The organism is Mucilaginibacter sp. (genome assembly GCF_965277465.1).
Taxonomy (GTDB): Bacteria; Bacteroidota; Bacteroidia; order Sphingobacteriales; family Sphingobacteriaceae; genus Mucilaginibacter.
This window is the reverse complement of sequence record NZ_CBDICW010000001.1, coordinates 962,156-981,749: the sequence shown is the minus strand read 5'-3', so window position 1 is coordinate 981,749 and position 19,594 is coordinate 962,156. Positions and strand designations below refer to the sequence as shown.

Sequence of the window (19,594 nt, the reverse complement as noted above, 5' to 3'; positions counted from 1 at the left end):
TTTATATTTTATGAAGCGTTTAATATTGGCCATAAGCCTTATGGCTGTGGCATGCACTGCTTTTGCGCAGGAGCTATATGTGAATACCGAACCTGCCAGCAATATGGCAACCCATTCGTTAGGGATCCGGTTAGAGAACCAGGGCTATTTTAGGCCTGACTATAAAAACCGCAGCACGCTTGAGGTAATGTATGGTGCCAGCAAACATTTAATGCTGCATGGGTCGTTATACATGTCTGATTATTATCAGAATAATCAGCATTTTGAAGGCGGCAGTGTATATGCAAAGTACCGTTTTCTGTCAATCGATTCGGTGCAGAAGCATTTTCGCGGGGCATTTTTTGCCAAGCTATCCAGCATTAATAACCCGGTAATAAACCAGGAGATCAGCTTAGAGGGCGATAACTCCGGCTTTCAAAGCGGAGTTGTTTTTACACAGCTTTTGCATAAACTGGCCCTATCGGGCTCGGTAAGTTACCTGCATGCCTGGGATAATACGGGTGGCAATAACCTGCCGTCAGTTAACGCTAAAGATGCTATTGCTTATACACTGTCTTCGGGCTATCTATTATTACCAAAAGCCTACCGGGATTACAAACAGCTGAATGTAAATGTATATGCCGAGCTATTGGGCAAGGTAAACCCAGGTTACGGGCAAAGCTACCTGGATGCCGCACCCGCTGTTCAGCTGATAATCAACACCTTGTTAAGGGTTGATTTTTCGTACCGGGTACCGCTGTACAATTCAATGGTGCGCAATACCGAAAGAATGTATTTGGTAAGGCTGGAGTATAATATATTTAACCTGTAACCAAGCATACTATAAAGCAATCCCGTTATACAGCTCTGATCTGTATCACGGGACTGCTTTTTTATATTGACGATGCATAGGTTAGCAGCCTCTACGCCTTCCTAAAATTTCTTGATCGTTTCTGTTACGTGTGCCAAATGGTGCTTACTATGCCATGCATACAAACCCAGTGCTTTTTTAAGCGGGATCACTTCGCCCGATGCCGGATGGGTGAAAGTGCGGCCCCACTCCTCTTCGGTAAGATTTTCAAGTATGGTTGCCCAATGCAGGTGAATGCCCTCTAGCATTTTTAGTGATGATTCTACTGGTAGCCTATAATCAGGCAGTAGTGCCCAATCGGCCTCCTCGTAAGGTTTTATAATTGGATTTTCTTCGGTTAAGGCTAATTTAAACCGCATCAGGGAGTTCATGTGGCTATCCGCAACATGGTGTATCACCTGCCTTAAGGACCACCCGCCCGTACGGTAAGGGGTATCCAACTTTGTTTCGCTCAATCCCATAGTGGCCTGGCGCAGTCTGCCCGGCAATTCTTTTATCGTAGTGATCCACTTCCGCTGATCTTCGGTTGTGTACGATACCGGGGCTTTAAACTTCCCGATAGGGTATTTCATTTCTTCGTCTGTCATAGTGCTTAAAAAATTTAAATTAGGCAATATTTTAATCGGCAACAAGCTTTTACCATAATTTAGCGTTTTGAACCTGATAAAAAGCCCCTATGCTTAAAAAGTTAATCCTTGTCCTGCTGGTTTTTAATACCTCCGTTATATATGCCCAAACCTTTAAAACGGATGTGCTGGTTATCGGCGGCACAGCAAGCGGAACGGCGGCGGCGCTGCAATGCGCACACAGCAAGGTAAAAACTATTTTAGTTACAGATGCTACTGAACTTGGGGCATTCCCTAAAACAGGAATGATCACTATTGATGAAAGCAACAACGTTAATACAGGTACCTGGCATGAGTTTCGTACCCGGGTATTGGATATGGAGAAGAAACCCAAAAGCGCCGATACGATTAATAATCAGCTCACTTTTGAGCCGGGTATGGGTGCATCTGTATTAAAAAGCATGACAGACACGGTAAAAAATCTGTCCATCTATTTAAACACCCCCTTTGTCAGCATTAAAAAGGATGGCGACCGCTGGGGAGTTAACTTTACCCAAAATGGAAAAACATTAACTATTAAAGCCCGTGTACTAATTGATGCTACCCCAAATGGTGACATAGCCATACAAGCTGGTGGGAAATTGCCTGTAGCTTTTGATAATTTTAAAGACAATGGCGGCCTTATGCTTTACCGCACATCTATTGCTGCTGGCGTGGCTATACCCGGGCAGTTATATACCGATGCTCAACATCCACAAAATAACTACCCGCAATACCCGGCATATTGCATCCCAATAAGTACGGTGATAGTTCGGGATGCAGAGAATATCCTGATAACAGAAAAGGCACTACCCGGCGAAAAAAGCAGTGATTATTTACCTATTCAATTACAATTGGGGCAGGGTGTTGGCACCATTGCGGCCTATTGCGCTTTCTTTAAAACCACCACTAAGAACTTGAATGTACGCGCTATACAAGGAGAGCTTTTAGATTTTAAAGGTTACCTGCTGCCCTTTGCAGATGTATCTCAAAAAAGCCAAACCTGGCGAGCCATACAACAGGTTTGTGCAACCGGTTTACTGAGAGGAAAGCAGAAAGTATACAACGGCCATGCTCAATTTTTATTTATGCCTGATTCGGGAGTGACCACTTCCGAGATTAAGCCGGTTTTAACAGAAATTTATACCCGTGCTTTTTTATGGTTCAATAAAGAAAAGCCGGGCGAAGCGTTTACCGTTGGCAATACAGTTTCGCTCATCAGCGATTATACTTTAACCGATCCGCAGGTGTTGCAAAAAACCCTACAGCAAAACTGGAAAACCAAGTATAAGTTTACCCTTGCCTTTGATACCAACCGCCCTGTAACCCGCTTAGAGTTTACCCTGTTGATGAACCAATTTTTAAATCCTTTTGTGAGGACAGTTGATTTAAGCGGACGACTGGTGAATTAATCAGGAAACACCGGGTTAAAATTAACCTTATGATTAATTACTGCCGTCTGTTCAAAAACAAGCTGAAGATCAATACATATTGCTATTACGGGCATTAGCTTAAAGTCTTTAGACCTGAGTTTGATCTACCCATTGTAACAAAACAATTGTTGCTCTTTTAATAATTAGCTAAACTGTTAACTTGCAGGTTGAATATTGACCCCATACATGAAAAAAATATTTACGCTTTTACTGCTCCATATTTGTACCGGTGCATTTGCACAAAAACTGGAAACACTATCCATAGAAAAAATAATGCGCGATCCGAAATGGATCGGTGTATCGCCCTCAAATATCCATTGGAGCGATGACAGCAAGAAGATCTATTTTAGCTGGAACCCTAATAATACGGAACGCGATGAGCTGTTTGCCATTAGCCCCAATAACCTTAAACCGGTTAAAGTAAGCATTGATGAACAACGCGCCTTTATCCCCGAAAATGGCGACTGGAACAAAAAGCACACTGAAAAAGTATTTGAAAAAAATGGTGATATCTGGCTTTCAGATCCAAAAACAGGTAAACTGCAACAGCTAACCAGCACTACCGACCGCGAAAGCAACCCATCATTTAGCGGTGATGAAAGCAAGATCATATTTGCCCGTGGCGAAAACCTGTATTCATTAAAACTTAACAGCGGCGAGTTGGTACAGCTTACCAACTTTTCGCATTCGGCATCTGCCACGCCGGCACCTCAAGCGGCAGGCAGACGAGGCGGTACTCCGCGCCGTGGTGCCGACATTGCCGCTGCCGGTAACGACCAGGAAAAATGGCTAAAGGGTGAGCAGTTAGAACTGTTTGATATTATTAAGGTACGGGATAAGGATCGTAAGCTTGATTCCATACAACGCAAAGAATTTGAAGTAAAAAAACTAAGAGAGATCCCAACCGACGACCGCTCGGTGAGCGGTGTAATACTTAGCCCTGACGGGCGTTATATTAGCTACCGTCTAACCAAATATCCCGAAGGTGAAAAAAGAACCATTGTGCCCGAATATGTAACTGCATCGGGCTTTACCGAGGATATTCCAAACCGCGAAAAGGTGGGCGGCCCGCAATCAACCTCCGAGTCGTTTATTTTCGATACCCAAAAAGATACCGTTTATAAAATTATCACCGCTGCTATCCCGGGGATAAAGGATTTGCCTGATTATGTAAAGGATTATCCGAAGCAATTAGAGCAGCGTACCAAGCGCAATGAAGACAGGAAAGTAAGAGTAAGCGAAACTTATTGGAGCGAAGACGGAAAATACGCCATAGTTGAGGTATCGGCACAGGATAATAAAGACAAATGGTTTATGAAGCTTGACCCAACAACCGGCGCTTTAACACTGCTGGACAGGGAACATAACGATGCATGGGTTGGCGGTGCCGGCCAGGGAAATTTAGGTTGGGCCGATAAAACCCACTTTTATTATGAAAGCGAAAACAGCGGCTACGCCCACATTTACATGATAGATGCTGCCACCGGAGACAAAAAACAGTTAACCAGCGGTAAATGGGAAGTACAGACCCTGCAGCTATCAACCGATAAAAAAACTTTTTACTTTACGGCTAACGTTGAGCACCCGGGCATAACCCATTTTTACCGCATCCCGGTAAGTGGCGGCGAGCCTGTTAAAATAACCACCATGAAAGGCGGCAACGAGGTTTCATTATCTCCCGATGAAAAATGGCTGGCTATCCGTTATTCGTATTCCAACAAACCCTGGGAGCTCTACATTCAGCCAAATAAGCCGGGTGCCAAGGCCGAGCAGGTTACCAGCTCAACTACCGAAGAGTTTAAATCATACCCTTGGCGCGAGCCACAGGTTATCACCTTTAAAAACCGTTATGGCAGTGATGTATACGCGCGTTTGTATCTGCCTAAAAATGCCGACCCGGCCAAACCTGCTGTAGTTTTTGTACATGGTGCAGGCTATTTGCAAAATGCGCATTACTGGTGGAGCTCATACTTCCGCGAATATATGTTAAACAATATGCTGGCCGATAACGGTTATACCGTATTGGATATGGACTATTCCGGCAGCGCTGGCTACGGCCGCGACTGGCGCACCGCCATTTATCGCCACATGGGCGGCAAGGACCTTACTGACCAGGCCGACGGCGTAAAAATGCTGGTGGATAAATATGGTGTAAACCCTAAACATGTTGGTTTGTATGGTGGATCGTACGGTGGTTTTATTACGCTGATGGCCATGTTTACCGAGCCTGATGTTTGGGCAGCCGGCGGCGCTATCCGTTCAGTAACCGATTGGGCACATTATAATCATGGTTATACTGCCGATATTTTGAACGAGCCTTACAACGACGAAAAATCATACCGCTTAAGCTCGCCTATCTATTTTGCCGACGGCTTAAAAGGTAACTTACTAATGCTGCACGGCATGATAGATCAGAACGTGAACTACCAGGATATTATCCGCCTGAGCCAAAGGCTGATAGAGCTGCATAAAGAAAACTGGGAGCTGGCATCGTACCCGGTAGAAGATCATGGCTTTGTACAGCCAAGCAGCTGGACGGATGAGTATAAACGCATCTATAAGCTGTTTGAAACTACGCTGAAGAAATAAAATAATAAATATGAAAAGTTCCGGATGGATAATATTGCTGTTTTGCTTTGCCTGTTCATCTGGGCCTAAAGTGCCGGTGGTTCATATCAGCCTGGTAAATAATAATCGGTCGGTAAAATTCAGCGGACTTGATGGTGCCATTTTGGGCGAGATCGGCCGCGATTCGGCACAAGCCACCTGGCAATACCTTATCCCGGTTTTCAGGATGCCTGCTGATACTGATCTTAAAAACTACCAGCATGCGCAACCCGGTATTTACCAGCTAAAAGATAGCATTGTAGTTTTTACGCCCGATACCCCGTTCACACCCGGCAAAACCTACTTTTTACGCTATTACCAGTTTGGCCGGGGCCAAAGCGCTCTTGATTTAATTAAGGGCACCAGCAAACCCGGAACCATCCATCACGTTGATTTGGTTTTTAAGCAATAGAAAATACGCTGCATTACCTCAATCCCCTGAAAAACAAATCCTACTATTGAAAAATTCAAATAATAATCATTACATTTGCATCTGATTAAAAAAGAGGGGGCATTTGTCCCCTCTTTTATTTTATCGATCAAATTATTCCGGCAACATCCGGACGAGAAAGAAAGATAATGAATATTGAAAAAAAAGTAAGACAACTGGTTGAAGAGAAGATAGCGGATAAGCCTAACCTGTATATAGTGGATATAAAAATGCACTCCAACGGTAAGCTGATGATACTGGTTGATGGTGATACAGGAATAGGGATTGATGATTGTGTGGCAATAAGCAGGCATGTAGGTTTTCATTTAGAAGAAGAGAACGTAATTGAAAATGCATATAACCTGGAGGTATCATCGCCTGGTATTGATACACCGCTAACAGCTATAAGGCAATATGTAAAAAACATTGGCCGCAACCTGGGCATCAAAATGGCTGATGGCACCAAAAGAGAGGGAACGCTGACAAGCATTACCGAAGACGCTATAGTAATTGAAGAAAAAATAAAAGAAAAAGGGAAAAAAGCCGAACTTGTTGAAAGCGTTATCCCCATTGATCAAATAACAGAAACAAAAGTTTTAATATCATTCAAGTAAGAAAATGAGCAATATTAATTTAATTGATTCTTTTCAGGAATTTAAAGATTTCAAGAACATCGATCGCCCTACGATGATGAGTGTACTGGAAGACGTTTTCAGAAGCATGATCAGAAAAAAGTATGGAACGGACGAGAATTGCGACGTAATTGTTAACACCGACAACGGTGACTTAGAGATCTGGCGTACCCGTAAGGTTATGGAAGATGGCTTTAGCGAAGACGATGACCTTGAAATTGAACTGAAAGAAGCAAAAACGTTAGACCCAACGCTTGAAGTTGGTGATGAGCATATTGAGCAGATCACTTTAGAGAGCTTTGGCCGCCGTGCTATTTTAGCTGCCCGCCAAACGCTGGTATCTAAAATTTTAGAACTTGAAAAAGATGAGATCTTCAAAAAGTATAAAGATCGCGTAGGCGAAATTGTTACCGGCGAGGTTTACCAGGTTTGGAAAAAGGAAACTTTGGTGCTTGATGACGAAGGCAATGAATTATTGCTACCAAAATCAGAGCAGATCCCTGCCGATTATTTCAAAAAAGGTGATAGCGTTAAGGCAGTTGTATCAAAGGTTGATATGCTGAATAGTAATCCTAAAATCATAATTTCACGTACAGCTCCCGAATTTTTACAGCGTTTGTTTGAATTGGAAGTTCCTGAAATTTTTGACGGACTGATAACTATCAAGAAAATTGTACGCGAACCGGGCGAAAGAGCCAAGGTAGCTGTTGAATCATACGATGATCGTATTGATCCGGTAGGTGCCTGTGTGGGCATGAAGGGTTCACGTATACACGGTATAGTACGTGAGCTTAAAAACGAAAATATTGACGTAATTAATTACACTAATAATTTACAGCTTTATATTCAGCGTGCCTTGTCACCAGCTAAAATAACATCTATTAAGCTTGATGATGAGAAAAAAACAGCCGCAGTTTACTTAAAACCTGATCAGGTTTCATTAGCAATTGGCCGTGGCGGACACAATATTAAATTAGCCGGAAAATTAACCGGTTATGAAATTGATGTTTACCGCGAAGCAGATGAGCAGGATGAGGATGTGGATATAGAAGAATTTTCTGACGAGATTGATAGCTGGATTTTGGACGAATTTAAGCGCATTGGCTTAGATACCGCCAAATCAGTATTAGCATTAACCGTTGGTGAATTGGTTAAAAGAACAGATTTAGAAGAAGAAACTGTTAAAGAAGTTTTATCAATTCTGCAAGCTGAGTTTGAATAAGCGGTGATAACCAAAATTAAAATCGTATTTTTGCACAAAATAGCAGAGAAAGAATATAATAAATGTCAGAAGACAAATCCATAAAATTATTTACAGCAGCAAAAGAGCTGAACATCGGTACAGGTACGATCGTTGATTTTTTAGCGAAAAAAGGGTTTAAGGTACAAAAGCACCCTACTACCCAACTTGATAGCGACATGTACAGTGCTCTTTTGAAAGAGTTTGCTGTGGATAAAATTATTAAGGAGGAAGCTAAGCAGATCAGTATCGGAAAGATCAGAAAAGAAGAACCTGCGCAGTTTCCTGAAAAGCCTGTTGAACAACGCCGCTCAAGGGATTTTGAAAATGAGGAGATCCTTATTAAAAATACCGGGCACCATTACAGCGCACCACAGCCTGAAAAACCAAAACCAGTTGAAGCACCTAAGGTTGAAAAGCCAGAGGAGCATAACGAAGTTTTGCCAGGTGTAAAAGTTGTAGGTAAAATTGATTTAAATAACCTTAACGCTAAACCGCAGCAAGTTGAAAAACCTGTTGAGAAAAAAGAAGAAGAGGTTGTTGCAGTTAAACCAGAGGTAGTTGTTCCTAAACCGGAACCAGCCCAGGCTCCAAAACCTGAGCCTGTTGCAGAAGCGCCTAAGGAAGTAATTCCTGAAGCACCAAAACCTGTAGAGGTTAAGGCTGAAGCACCTGCGCCAGTACCTGTTGTTGCTAAAGAAGAAGCAGAAGTTAAGGCCCCCGTTGCTGCACCAGTGGCAGAAACGCCGGCAGCACCTGTTGCTGCCCCGGTTCAAACAACGGCAGCAACGCCACCTGCTGCCGTTGCTGATGAAAATCAGGAGCCTGATGTAATAAGAGCCAAGGCCGAGCGCCTTACCGGCCCTAACGTTATTGGTAAGATACAGTTACCGGTTAATGCGCCTAAGCGTAACCCAGTAGCTTCATCATCAAATACCAACAACGCTGCCGATCATAAAAGAAAACGCAAGCGCAAAGACAACCAGGGACCTGGACATAACCAGGGCGGCACACCGGGTAATACACCGGGCCAGCAGGCTGCTAATCCTCCGGGAACACAGCAACCGCATGGTGGTAACCGTCCTGATTTCAGGAACAGGGGTAATACGCCGCAAGGCGGCGGTGGTGGTAACCATCAGGGTGGAGGCAACAACAACCGTCCCGATTTCAGGAACAACCGTAACACTACGCCAAATACAGGCCCTAAAGAAGAGCCTACAGAAAAAGATATCCAGGACCAGATCAAGGCAACACTTGCCCGTTTAAGCGGAGCAGGTAAGTCGGGTAAGTTTGCGCAGCGTGCTAAATTCCGTCGTCAAAAACGTGATGATGTTGCTGCAACTGCCGAAGAACTGGCAATGGAGAACGAGTTACAATCAAAGGTATTAAAGGTTACCGAGTTTGTAACGGCCAATGAACTTGCAAGCATGATGGATGTATCTGTAACACAGATCATCTCAACCTGTATGAGCCTTGGTATGTTTGTATCCATTAACCAAAGGCTTGACGCCGAAACATTAAGCATTGTTGCTGATGAGTTTGGCTACCAGATAGAATTTGTTAAACCACAGGATGAAGAGGGCAGCCTTGACCAACCTGATGATCCGGCAGATTTAATTCCACGTGCACCTATCGTAACCATTATGGGTCACGTTGACCACGGTAAAACCTCATTACTTGATTTTATCCGCAAAACCAACGTAATAGGCGGCGAAGCAGGGGGTATAACCCAGCACATTGGTGCCTACGAAGTAACATTGCCTGATAACAAAGGAAAAATAACATTCCTGGATACACCGGGTCACGAAGCGTTTACCGCTATGCGTGCAAGGGGTGCACAGGTAACAGATATTGTAATTATAGTTATTGCTGCCGATGACAGCGTGATGCCGCAAACCCGCGAGGCTATAAACCACGCACAGGCTGCCGGCGCACCAATCATCTTTGCTTTCAATAAAATAGACAGGCCGGGTGCTAATTCGGACAAGATCCGTGAGCAGCTATCAGCCATGAACATTTTGGTTGAAGAGTGGGGCGGAAAATACCAGTCACAAGAGATTTCGGCTAAAACAGGTTTAAATGTTGAGCTGTTATTAGAAAAAGTATTGCTTGAAGCCGAATTGCTTGAGTTAAAAGCCAACCCTAACAAACGTGCCGTAGGTACAGTTATTGAGGCTGCTTTAGATAAGGGCCGTGGTATTGTTACCACTATATTGGTACAATCAGGTAATTTAAAGGTGGGTGATCCTATTTTGGCAGGTTGCTACAGTGGTCGTGTTAAGGCATTGACTAACGAGCGTGGCCAGAGGGTTGAATCGGCAGGGCCATCAACACCTGTACAGGTGTTAGGTATGCAGGGCGCACCAACAGCAGGGGATAAATTCAACGTGCTTGAAAGTGAAGTTGAAGCCCGTGAAATTGCCAACAAACGTTTACAATTACAACGTGAGCAAGGTTTACGTACACAGAAACACATCACACTTGATGAAATTGGCCGCCGTTTGGCAGTTGGTAACTTTAAGGAACTTAATATTATTGTTAAGGGTGACGTGGATGGTTCGATCGAAGCGTTATCAGATTCATTGCTGAAACTTTCTACCGAGCAGATACAGGTTAACATTATTTCCAAAGCAGTTGGTCAAATCTCTGAATCTGATGTATTGTTAGCTTCTGCATCTGATGCGATCATCATCGGTTTCCAGGTACGCCCTTCAGGTGGTGCCCGTAAATTAGCCGAGGCTGAGCAGATAGACATCAGGCTTTACTCTATCATTTATGACGCCATAAATGAGATTAAGGCAGCGATGGAAGGCATGCTTGCACCAACGTTTGAAGAGAAGATTGTTGCAAATGTTGAGATACGTGAAACATTCAAGATCAGCAAGGTGGGTACCATTGCAGGTTGTATGGTACTTGATGGTAAGATAAACCGTAACAGTAAGATACGTATAGTGCGCGAAGGTGTGGTTATATACACCGGCGAGCTTGCTTCACTAAAACGCTTTAAGGATGATGTTAAAGAAGTTAGCGCTAACTACGAGTGCGGATTGAACATCAACAACTTTAATAATATTGAAGTAGGCGACATTGTTGAAGCTTACGAAAATGTAGAAGTAAAACGCAAGCTTTAAGCTTAATACAAATACTAAAAAAGGCTTCCTGGTAATCAGGAAGCCTTTTTTGTTTTACAGCTGTTGGCAATAATACGCTGCCCGTCAAATAATTCTTTTTCATTCCTCTTTAATTAAGTCCCTTCAAATAAGGATAAAGGCTTCGTGGCGGCATTTCAAGCCTGAAATTCATGTTGTAATAAAATTGTTACGGATACTGTTAGCTGCAAAAACTATTTATTTAGGTGATAAAAAAAAATCCCCTTGCTTTTTAACTTAAAGTCATGTAATTTTCATCTTTAACCTAAGTTCATGAGAAGACCTCTCTACCTGTTCCTCACAGTGTACCTTGCCTGCCTATGCGTTTCACAAAATGCACAGGCACAAATAGCGTCTATTGATAGCAGTTCGCAGCAAAATGCATTAAATAATGCCGTAGGGCTTTATAATGCAGCAATTGGCAACCAAGCACCCATTTATACCGGGGCCGAATACTATTTTTACGATCCGCATATAAAAGGCAATGCTTATTTTTTAGAGAACAACGGCTTTACACCCGGCAATATTTATTACGACAGGGCATTATACAAAAACGTAAGTATGTTGTATGATCTTAACCTTGACCAGGTTGTTGTACTGCTGCCCAAACACATCTCAAAATTTTCATTGGTAAAAGAACGGGTCAAGAACTTTGATTACCTGGGCCATCATTTTATAAATATAAATACCGATACCCTAAGTCCCAATACCCCCTTAAAATCCGGCTTTTACGATCAGCTTTATAATGGCAAAACACAAATATTGGTCAAACGGTCAAAAAGCATACAAACCAGTGCCGGCGGATCAACTATCGAAACCTTTTTCACTTCATCAAAAGATTATTACATCAAAAAAGATAATGTTTACTATAGCATAGGCAGCAGCCAGGGATCTATATTAAATATTTTGAAAGATAAAAAGAAAGAGCTTAGGCAATACATCAGAGCTAATGATATCGCGTACCGCGATAACCCCGAAGAGGCGATGGTCAAAATTGCAACTTATTATGACCATTTAACAAACTAATATGAGAAATATTTACCTCTTAAGTTTTTGTTTTGTGTTTTTGTTGCATACCGCATCTGCGCAGCAAAATAATGTAAAACTGTTTAGTGTAAACTTTCAGCAAGCCAATGTTGCCCAGTTTGTTACCGAAATTGAATCAAAAAGCAGTTACCATTTTTATTATGACCCTGCACAGTTAGATAGCCTGAAAGTTACCCTTCAAGTTACCGACAAACCGTTGGAGACTATATTAGATATGGCTCTAAAAAACACTAAGTTTTATTATGCCATAACGCCGCAGCTGCAGGTATTTTTAACAAAAGGCAGGCAAATAAAAACTGAATTGGCCCCCGGCTTTACACCAAGTAGCATAGGCACGGTGCAACCGGCGGCAGTAGCTGCAGATTATACACAAGAAATTGACAGCAAGATTCCGGATGCTACAACCGAAAATAAAACCTACGAAATTGGCGTGCGGTCAAATACATTAAAAACTGGGAACGCTATTTTAAGCGGATATGTACGTGACATTAAATCGGGCGAGGCTGTGGTTGGGGCAAGCATTTATGTTGCAGGTACAAAAAGCGGCGTAGCAACAGATCAGTTTGGATATTTCACCATGTCAATGTCGCGTGGCAGGCATATATTAAATATCCGCGGCTTAGGTATGCGTGATACCCGGCGCCAGATTATTTTATATACCGATGGTAAACTAACCATTGAAATGCAGGAGCAGGTAAACAGCCTTAAAGAGGTTAAAATATCGGCCGATAAGGTTGCCAACGTGCGCAGTGTAAACCTGGGTGTTACCCGTTTAGATATTAAGGATATTAAACAGATCCCCACGGCATTTGGCGAAGCCGACGTTTTAAAAGTAGTTTTAACCCTACCCGGTGTTACCTCGGTTGGCGAAGCTACCACAGGCTTTAACGTTCGCGGCGGTGCAGCCGATGAAAACCTGATATTGCTTGATGGTGCTACCATTTATAACGCCGCGCACTTTTTTGGTTTCTTTGCAGCCTTTAACCCCGATATAGTGAAGGATATTGAACTTTACAAAAGCAGCATCCCCGAAAAATTTGGCGGGCGCTTATCGTCAGTATTAGAAATAACCAACCGCGAGGGTAATAAAAAGAAATTTACCGGATCGGCGGGGATAGGCCTTTTAACCAGCAGGCTTAATATTGAGGGCCCGATTGTAAAAGATAAAACATCGTTTATTTTTGGCGGCCGTACAACCTATTCAGACTGGTTGCTGCACTTATTACCCGAAGCCTACAAACATAGCTCGGCTTCGTTTTATGATTTTAACTTTGATGTAAGCCATCAAATTGATGATAAAAATAACCTTTACCTATCGAGCTATATCAGTAAGGATAAGTTTAAACTGAATAGTGATACCGATTACTCTTACAGTAACAAAAGCATCATCATAAAATGGAAGCATAATTTTAACAATAAGTTATACAGTGTGATCTCGGCGGGTATTGACAGGTATCAGTATGATGTAGCAAGCACCGCCAACCCCATAAATGCTTACGATCTGGGCTTTAACATCAACCAATCGAACTTTAAAACTGATTTCACCTACTACTTAAACAGCAAGCATACTATTGACTTTGGTTTAAGCTCTATCCTTTACAAAATAAACCCGGGTACATTTGAGCCAAACGGCCCCAAATCATTGGTTGCACCTGATGTAGTTGCACCTGAAAAAGCTTTGGAGAGTGCTTTATACCTGGGTGACAAGTACGATGTATCAACCAATTTTTCAATAAGCGCCGGGGTAAGGCTTAATATATACAATTATTTAGGCCCGCAAACGGTTAATACCTACGCGCCAAACTTGCCTAAAGATGCCGCTAACGTTACCGACAGCACTACTTATGGCAGTGGTAAAATAATAAAGACCTATATCGCACCCGACATCAGGATCTCGGCCCGTTATTTACTGGGCGATAACTTGTCGATTAAAGCAGGCTACAATACTTTACACCAGTATATACACCTGTTATCAAATTCAACCTCTATTTCGCCAACTGATGTTTATAAACTGAGTGACCCTAACATTAAGCCAGAAAAAGGCGACCAGGTATCATTAGGGCTTTTTCAGAACGTCAAGAACAACACGATAGAAATGTCGGTAGAGGTTTATTACAAAAGATTACGTGATTATCTTGATTATAAAAGCGGTGCCGTACTATTGCTGAACCATAATATTGAACAGGATGTAATTAATACCCAGGGCAAAGCCTATGGAGCCGAGTTCCTGATTAAAAAAACGGCCGGAAAATTAAATGGCTGGATGAGTTACACCTACTCGCGCACCTTCCTGAAACAGGATGACCCTAACGCAGGCGAGTTTATAAACGAAGGCAAATATTATCCGGCTAATTATGATAAACCGCATAACGTGAATTTTACGGGTAATTACCGCTTTTCGCACAGGTTCAGTGTATCGCTGGATGTTGCTTACAGTACCGGAAGGCCAATTACCCTGCCAATAGCCAAATATGAATATGCAGGATCAGAAAGGGTATTTTACTCAGACAGGAATCAATACAGGATCCCGGATTACTTCCGCTCAGATTTTTCATTTAATATAGAGGGTAATCATAAAGTACACCAGCTTACCCATAACTCATGGACCATTGGTGTTTATAACTTAACAGGCAGGCAAAATGCTTACTCTACTTTCTTTACCGAACAAAGCGGGGTTATCAGTGGGTATAAACTGTCAATATTTGCTTCGCCAATTCCGTTTGTTAACTATAACATCAGGTTTTAAAAATTAGTAAGGCACAGGGAATAATAATCGGATTTGTGATTTTGATACAAAGAAAAGAGATGCGTAACTGGAAGAGGCTATTATTTATAGGGATACTATTTATGGGATGTAAAAAACCTTACAATCCGCCTGCTACCTCCACTACCAATAGCTACTTAGTGGTTGAAGGGGTAATAAACACGCAGGATTCAACCATTATAAAACTTAGCCGTACAGTTAACCTTACCAGCATAAGCACCACCAACCCGGTAAATGACGCCGCTGTAACTATTGAAAGCGATGCTAACCAGGTACTAACCCTAAGCCCGGTTTCATCCGGATACTATGCTTTAGGTGGTGTTACTCTTGATAATACACGCAAATATCGTTTGCGGATAAAATTATCTACCAACCAGGAGTATCTTTCGGATTTTGTAGAGGTAAAAGTTACACCACCCATCGATAGCCTGGGCTATGCAGTCGCAGGCAAAGGTGTACAAATATATGCCAACACGCACGATCCTAAAAACAACACCCATTACTACCGTTTTGATTATGCCGAAACCTGGCAGTTTCATTCCCGGTATTTTTCGGCATGGCTATCGAATGGGACAGCAATTGTTCCGCGCACCCCGCAACAGGATATTTATCATTGTTTTGGTAATGATAAGTCAAGCACTATTGTGTTAGGCTCATCGGCAAAGCTAACTCAGGATGTGCTTTTTCAAAACCCGATAACAACTGTTGACTCCACATCCGAAAAAGTTGAAACGCGGTACAGCATTATTGTATATGAGTATGCACTAACCGCCGATGCCTACAAATTTTGGGATAATTTAAAAAAGAACACCGAACAATTAGGGAGTATTTTTGATGCACAACCATCCCAAAGCACCAGTAATATTCATAATACCGGCAATGCACAGGAGCCGGTTGTGGGGTATATAAGTGCCTGTACCGTACAATCAAAACGTATATTTATTGATAACACAAAACTGCCGCAACAATGGCGGCCGGCACCAATTTATTCGTGCGAGGAGGATTCTGTTTTTTATAAAGCAAAACCTAATGGATTTAACCAGGTTGCTGCCTACTTAGTGCCGTCGCCATTTGTACAGATCCCTGTAGATGCTTTTTACGATGGGGGTGTTAGCCCGGCAGGGTTTTTAGCGGCCGTTAATGAGTGCGTGGATTGTACATTAAGGGGAACTAAAACACAGCCTGCTTTTTGGAAATAAAAAAAGAATGAGAAACTGGAAACAAATATTATTGCTCACTATAATTTTTGCCGGCTGTAAAAAAGCTTACAACCCTCCGGCAATTACTGCGCCCAATAGTTATCTGGTGGTAGAGGGCGTGATCAACACCAACGATTCAACAATTGTTAAGTTGAGCCGCACGGTTAACCTATCAAGCAAAGTAACTACTAACCCTGTAAGCAATGCAGTGCTTACCATTGAAAGCGACGCCAACGATACATATAGCCTGAACGAAATAGTTACCGGTAAATATGCTTTTGGTGGATTTCCGCTGGATAATACGCATAAATACCGCCTCCGGATAAAAACCCCGGATAATCAGGAATACCTGTCGGATTTTGTCGCGGTGAAGGTTACCCCACCAATTGATAGTGTTGGCTTTACGACTACAGGTAACGGATTGCAAATATATGCCAACACGCACGATCCTAAAAACAGTACCCGCTATTACCGTTTTGATTATGATGAAACCTGGCAGTTTCATTCTAAATATTTTTCTAATTATGTATCTAATGGAGTATCTATAGAGGGCCGTACTGCCGACCAGGATATTTACCATTGCTTTGCCAGTGATGTATCGAGCACCATAATTATAGGTTCAACAGCCAAGCTAACAGCTGATGTTTTGTACCAGCAGCCAGTTACCAATATCATATCCACATCAGAAAAAATTGAAACCAAGTATAGTATTTTACTGCGCGAATATGCCTTAACTGCCGATGCTTACAAGTTTTGGGATAACTTAAAAAAGAACACCGAACAATTAGGGAGTATTTTTGATGCACAGCCCTCGCAAATAAGTGGTAACATCCACAATACTGCTAAACCTGCAGAGCCTGTTGTTGGTTATATCAGCGCCGGAACAGTATCCTCCAAAAGAATATTTATAAGCTATACACAACTGCCGCAAACATGGCTGCCGGCTTATCCCGATGCAACCTGCTCGCAGGATTCAATCTGGTATGATACACCGCACAGCCACTTTAATGGTGTAGCCGCTTATTTGATCCCTTTACCCGCTGCAGAAATACCCGTAAGCGGTATTTTTGCACAGGGGAGTCCATCACCTGTAGGATATTTATCATCATCGGTTGAGTGTGTTGACTGTACATTAAGGGGCACTAAAACGCAACCGGCCTTCTGGAAGTAAAAAGATAAAGAAACTTTAGCCTGATGATACAGGCTGATAATATAAAAAGTACTGATTATGAAAAATATCCTACAAGCCATAAAAGTAACCCTGCTAACAGGCATGCTTACCCTGCTATTTTTAAACAGCCGGGCCCAGGTAATACAGGAGGTGCAAAATAGCTTCAATGCTTACAAGCAGAGTGCCTTGCAGGAGAAGCTATTTGTACATACCGATAAAAGCACTTATTTACCCGGCGAAATATTATGGTTTAAAATTTATTGTGTTGATGGCAACGATCATAAACCACTTAATCTAAGCAAGGTTACTTATATTGAGCTTTTGGATAATGCCAACAGCCCCATTTCACAGGCAAAAATAGCAATGAAGAACGGACTGGGCGATGGCTCTATTTATATCCCGGTATCGGTTAGTAATGGCAATTATAAGCTGCGTGCCTATACCAGCTGGATGAAAAACTTTAGCCCCGATTATTATTTTGAGAAAACCATAACGTTGCTTAATCCGATAAAAGTTCCTGAAAGTTCGGCAAAAACAGCCTCCACAGGCTACGATATTCAATTCTTTCCTGAAGGGGGAAATTTGTTAAGCGGCACCAGCAGCAAGGTTGCGTTTAAAGCTCTTGGCCTGAGTGGTAAAGGCGTAAATGTTACCGGTGCTATTATTGATCAGCATAAAGATACCGTTGCAAGGTTTAAGTCGTTAAAATTTGGTATGGGAAATTTCGATCTTACGCCCGTTGCCGGCAATACTTATAAAGCCTTAGTAAAAGGCAGCGATGGCAAGGTGCTTGCTAAAGATCTGCCCGAAGTTAATAGCCAGGGTTACGCATTAAAGCTAACCGACAATGGCAATCAGTTGGAAGTAACCGTTAAAGTAGCTGGGATTGCCGATGGCAACCTGTTTATGTTTGCCCATACACGCCAAACCATAAAGGCTGCCGAAACTGCCAATACCTCAAACGGGACAGCGCATTTCACCATTAATAAAAGTGCTTTAGGTGATGGGGTATCGCATATCACTATTTTCAATAATGCAAAACAGCCGGTTTGCGAAAGGCTTTATTTTAAACGCCCTGCGCAGCAATTATTGATTGATGCAAATGCCGATCAGCAGCAATACGATCTGCGTAAAAAAGTAAATATTAACCTATCGGCAAAAAGCACATCAGGCCAGGCAATCAGTGCAAGCCTGTCAATGGCCGTTTACCGCGTCGATTCGTTACAGGCGATTGACCATAGCACTATTTTCAGTTACCTGTGGTTAAGCTCTGATCTGAAAGGAAGTATCGAATCTGCCGATTATTATTTTAAAAATACAGATGCCGAAAGCAATACCGCTTTAGATAACCTGATGCTTACACAGGGCTGGAGCAGGTTCCGCTGGAGCCAGCTGCTGGAAAACAAGGCTGCATCGTTCAGCTTTTTACCGGAGTATAGCGGCCATATTATTACCGGTAAAATAACCAGCACGCAACCCGGGGGAACAGTTGAAAACGTGGTTACTTATGTTGGTGTTCCGGGTAAAAGGGTACAGTTATATACTTCACAAAGTGATTCATCAGGGCATTTATTGTATGACACTAAAGACTTTTATGGCCCGAATGAAATTGTAGCCCAAACCAATCAACAGGTTGACAGCACCTACCGGATAGATATTTTAAGTCCGTTTTCAGAACAATACTCAAAAACAGCTATCCCGAAATTTGAGTTAACCGATGGTTTACGCAATGCCTTACAGGTGCACAGTTTAGGCGTGCAGGTATCAAATATTTATGCGGGTAATAACATTAAAAAGTTTTACGAGCCGGTAATTGACAGCAGCGCCTTTTATGGCAAACCCTATAAAACTTATAAGCTTGATGATTATACCCGCTTCACCACCATGGAAGAGGTATTAAGGGAATATGTATCAGAAGATAATATTGTAAAGCGCAGCGGCAGGTTTCATATAAAGGTATTGAATGATCGTGGGTTTTTAGATGGCGACCCGCTTACCATTGTTGATGGTATCCCTGTTTTTAATACCGACAAAATAATGGCTATTGACCCGCTAAAGGTTAGAAAGCTTGAGGTGGTACGCGACAGGTACTACTATGGCCCATCAGAAGAGGAAGGCGTTTTTAGCTTTACAACCTATAAAGGCGACTTAGGCGGTGTTGAACTTGACCCAAAAGCGGTGGTAATTGATTACGAAGGCCTACAGCTGCACAGGGAATTTTACTCTCCCGTATATGATTCGGCGGTGCAGGCCTCCAGCCGGATGCCTGATTTCAGGAACCTGCTTTACTGGTCGCCTTCGGTAAATACCCTTGGCAAGGCTGCAGTATCATTCTATACTTCAGATCAGCCGGGTAAATATGTTGGCGTAATACAAGGTATAACTACAAACGGAGAGGCTGGTAGTCAGTATTTTTCGTTCGATGTTAAATAGGCTTAAAAAAACAAACTGCAATAATTTTTATGGG

13 protein-coding genes are annotated in these 19,594 nt (G+C 42.5%); 12 read left to right on the top strand and 1 reads right to left on the bottom strand.

The genetic code is table 11. The features are described from left to right. Positions 1-10 precede the first annotated feature (10 nt). Positions 11-811: a hypothetical protein gene (locus ACQY4U_RS04475; protein WP_428328193.1), complete on the top strand. Its 801-nt coding sequence runs from the start codon at positions 11-13 to the stop codon at positions 809-811. A gap of 101 nt (positions 812-912) precedes the next feature. Here the strand turns inward: ACQY4U_RS04475 and ACQY4U_RS04470 are convergent, their stop codons facing one another. Continuing rightward, positions 913-1,437 (bottom strand): YfiT family bacillithiol transferase, encoded by a 525-nt coding sequence (locus ACQY4U_RS04470; protein ID WP_428328192.1) that lies wholly within the window; start codon positions 1,435-1,437, stop codon positions 913-915. An 89-nt stretch (positions 1,438-1,526) separates the two neighbouring features. On the opposite strand from ACQY4U_RS04470, the gene ACQY4U_RS04465 reads away from it, so the two are divergent. The 11 genes from ACQY4U_RS04465 (at position 1,527) to ACQY4U_RS04415 (ending at position 19,560) form a co-directional block, all read left to right on the top strand. Next, positions 1,527-2,867 carry an FAD-dependent oxidoreductase gene (locus ACQY4U_RS04465; RefSeq protein WP_428328191.1) on the top strand — a complete coding sequence of 447 codons (1,341 nt, stop codon included), beginning with the start codon at positions 1,527-1,529 and terminating at the stop codon, positions 2,865-2,867. A gap of 207 nt (positions 2,868-3,074) precedes the next feature. Further along, a complete protein-coding gene (locus ACQY4U_RS04460) occupies positions 3,075-5,477 on the top strand; it encodes a prolyl oligopeptidase family serine peptidase (RefSeq protein WP_428328190.1) in 2,403 nt (800 codons plus the stop codon). Positions 5,478-5,487: 10 nt separating this feature from the next. Next, on the top strand, positions 5,488-5,907 hold the full coding sequence (locus ACQY4U_RS04455; protein ID WP_428328189.1) for a hypothetical protein: 420 nt from the start codon (positions 5,488-5,490) through the stop codon (positions 5,905-5,907). A gap of 167 nt (positions 5,908-6,074) precedes the next feature. Beyond that, the gene (gene rimP, locus ACQY4U_RS04450; protein ID WP_428328188.1) at positions 6,075-6,539 is read left to right on the top strand and encodes a ribosome assembly cofactor RimP; all 465 of its coding nucleotides are present in this window, start codon (positions 6,075-6,077) and stop codon (positions 6,537-6,539) included. Between the two features lie 4 nt (positions 6,540-6,543). After that, complete coding sequence (nusA, locus tag ACQY4U_RS04445) at positions 6,544-7,779, top strand: transcription termination factor NusA (protein WP_428328187.1); 1,236 nt, start codon at positions 6,544-6,546, stop codon at positions 7,777-7,779. Positions 7,780-7,841: 62 nt separating this feature from the next. Further along, positions 7,842-10,928: a translation initiation factor IF-2 gene (gene infB, locus ACQY4U_RS04440; RefSeq protein ID WP_428328186.1), complete on the top strand. Its 3,087-nt coding sequence runs from the start codon at positions 7,842-7,844 to the stop codon at positions 10,926-10,928. Positions 10,929-11,219: 291 nt separating this feature from the next. Continuing rightward, complete coding sequence (locus tag ACQY4U_RS04435; RefSeq protein WP_428328185.1) at positions 11,220-11,972, top strand: hypothetical protein; 753 nt, start codon at positions 11,220-11,222, stop codon at positions 11,970-11,972. Between the two features lies 1 nt (position 11,973). Continuing rightward, a complete protein-coding gene (locus tag ACQY4U_RS04430) occupies positions 11,974-14,739 on the top strand; it encodes a carboxypeptidase-like regulatory domain-containing protein (protein ID WP_428328184.1) in 2,766 nt (921 codons plus the stop codon). Positions 14,740-14,840: 101 nt separating this feature from the next. Beyond that, entirely contained in the window at positions 14,841-15,956 is a 1,116-nt protein-coding gene (locus ACQY4U_RS04425) for a DUF4249 domain-containing protein (RefSeq protein WP_428328183.1), read from the top strand. Between the two features lie 7 nt (positions 15,957-15,963). Beyond that, positions 15,964-17,127, top strand: coding sequence for a DUF4249 domain-containing protein (locus ACQY4U_RS04420; RefSeq protein WP_428328182.1), 1,164 nt, complete (start codon positions 15,964-15,966; stop codon positions 17,125-17,127). A gap of 57 nt (positions 17,128-17,184) precedes the next feature. Continuing rightward, positions 17,185-19,560, top strand: coding sequence for a hypothetical protein (locus ACQY4U_RS04415; RefSeq protein ID WP_428328181.1), 2,376 nt, complete (start codon positions 17,185-17,187; stop codon positions 19,558-19,560). Positions 19,561-19,594: the final 34 nt, after the last annotated feature.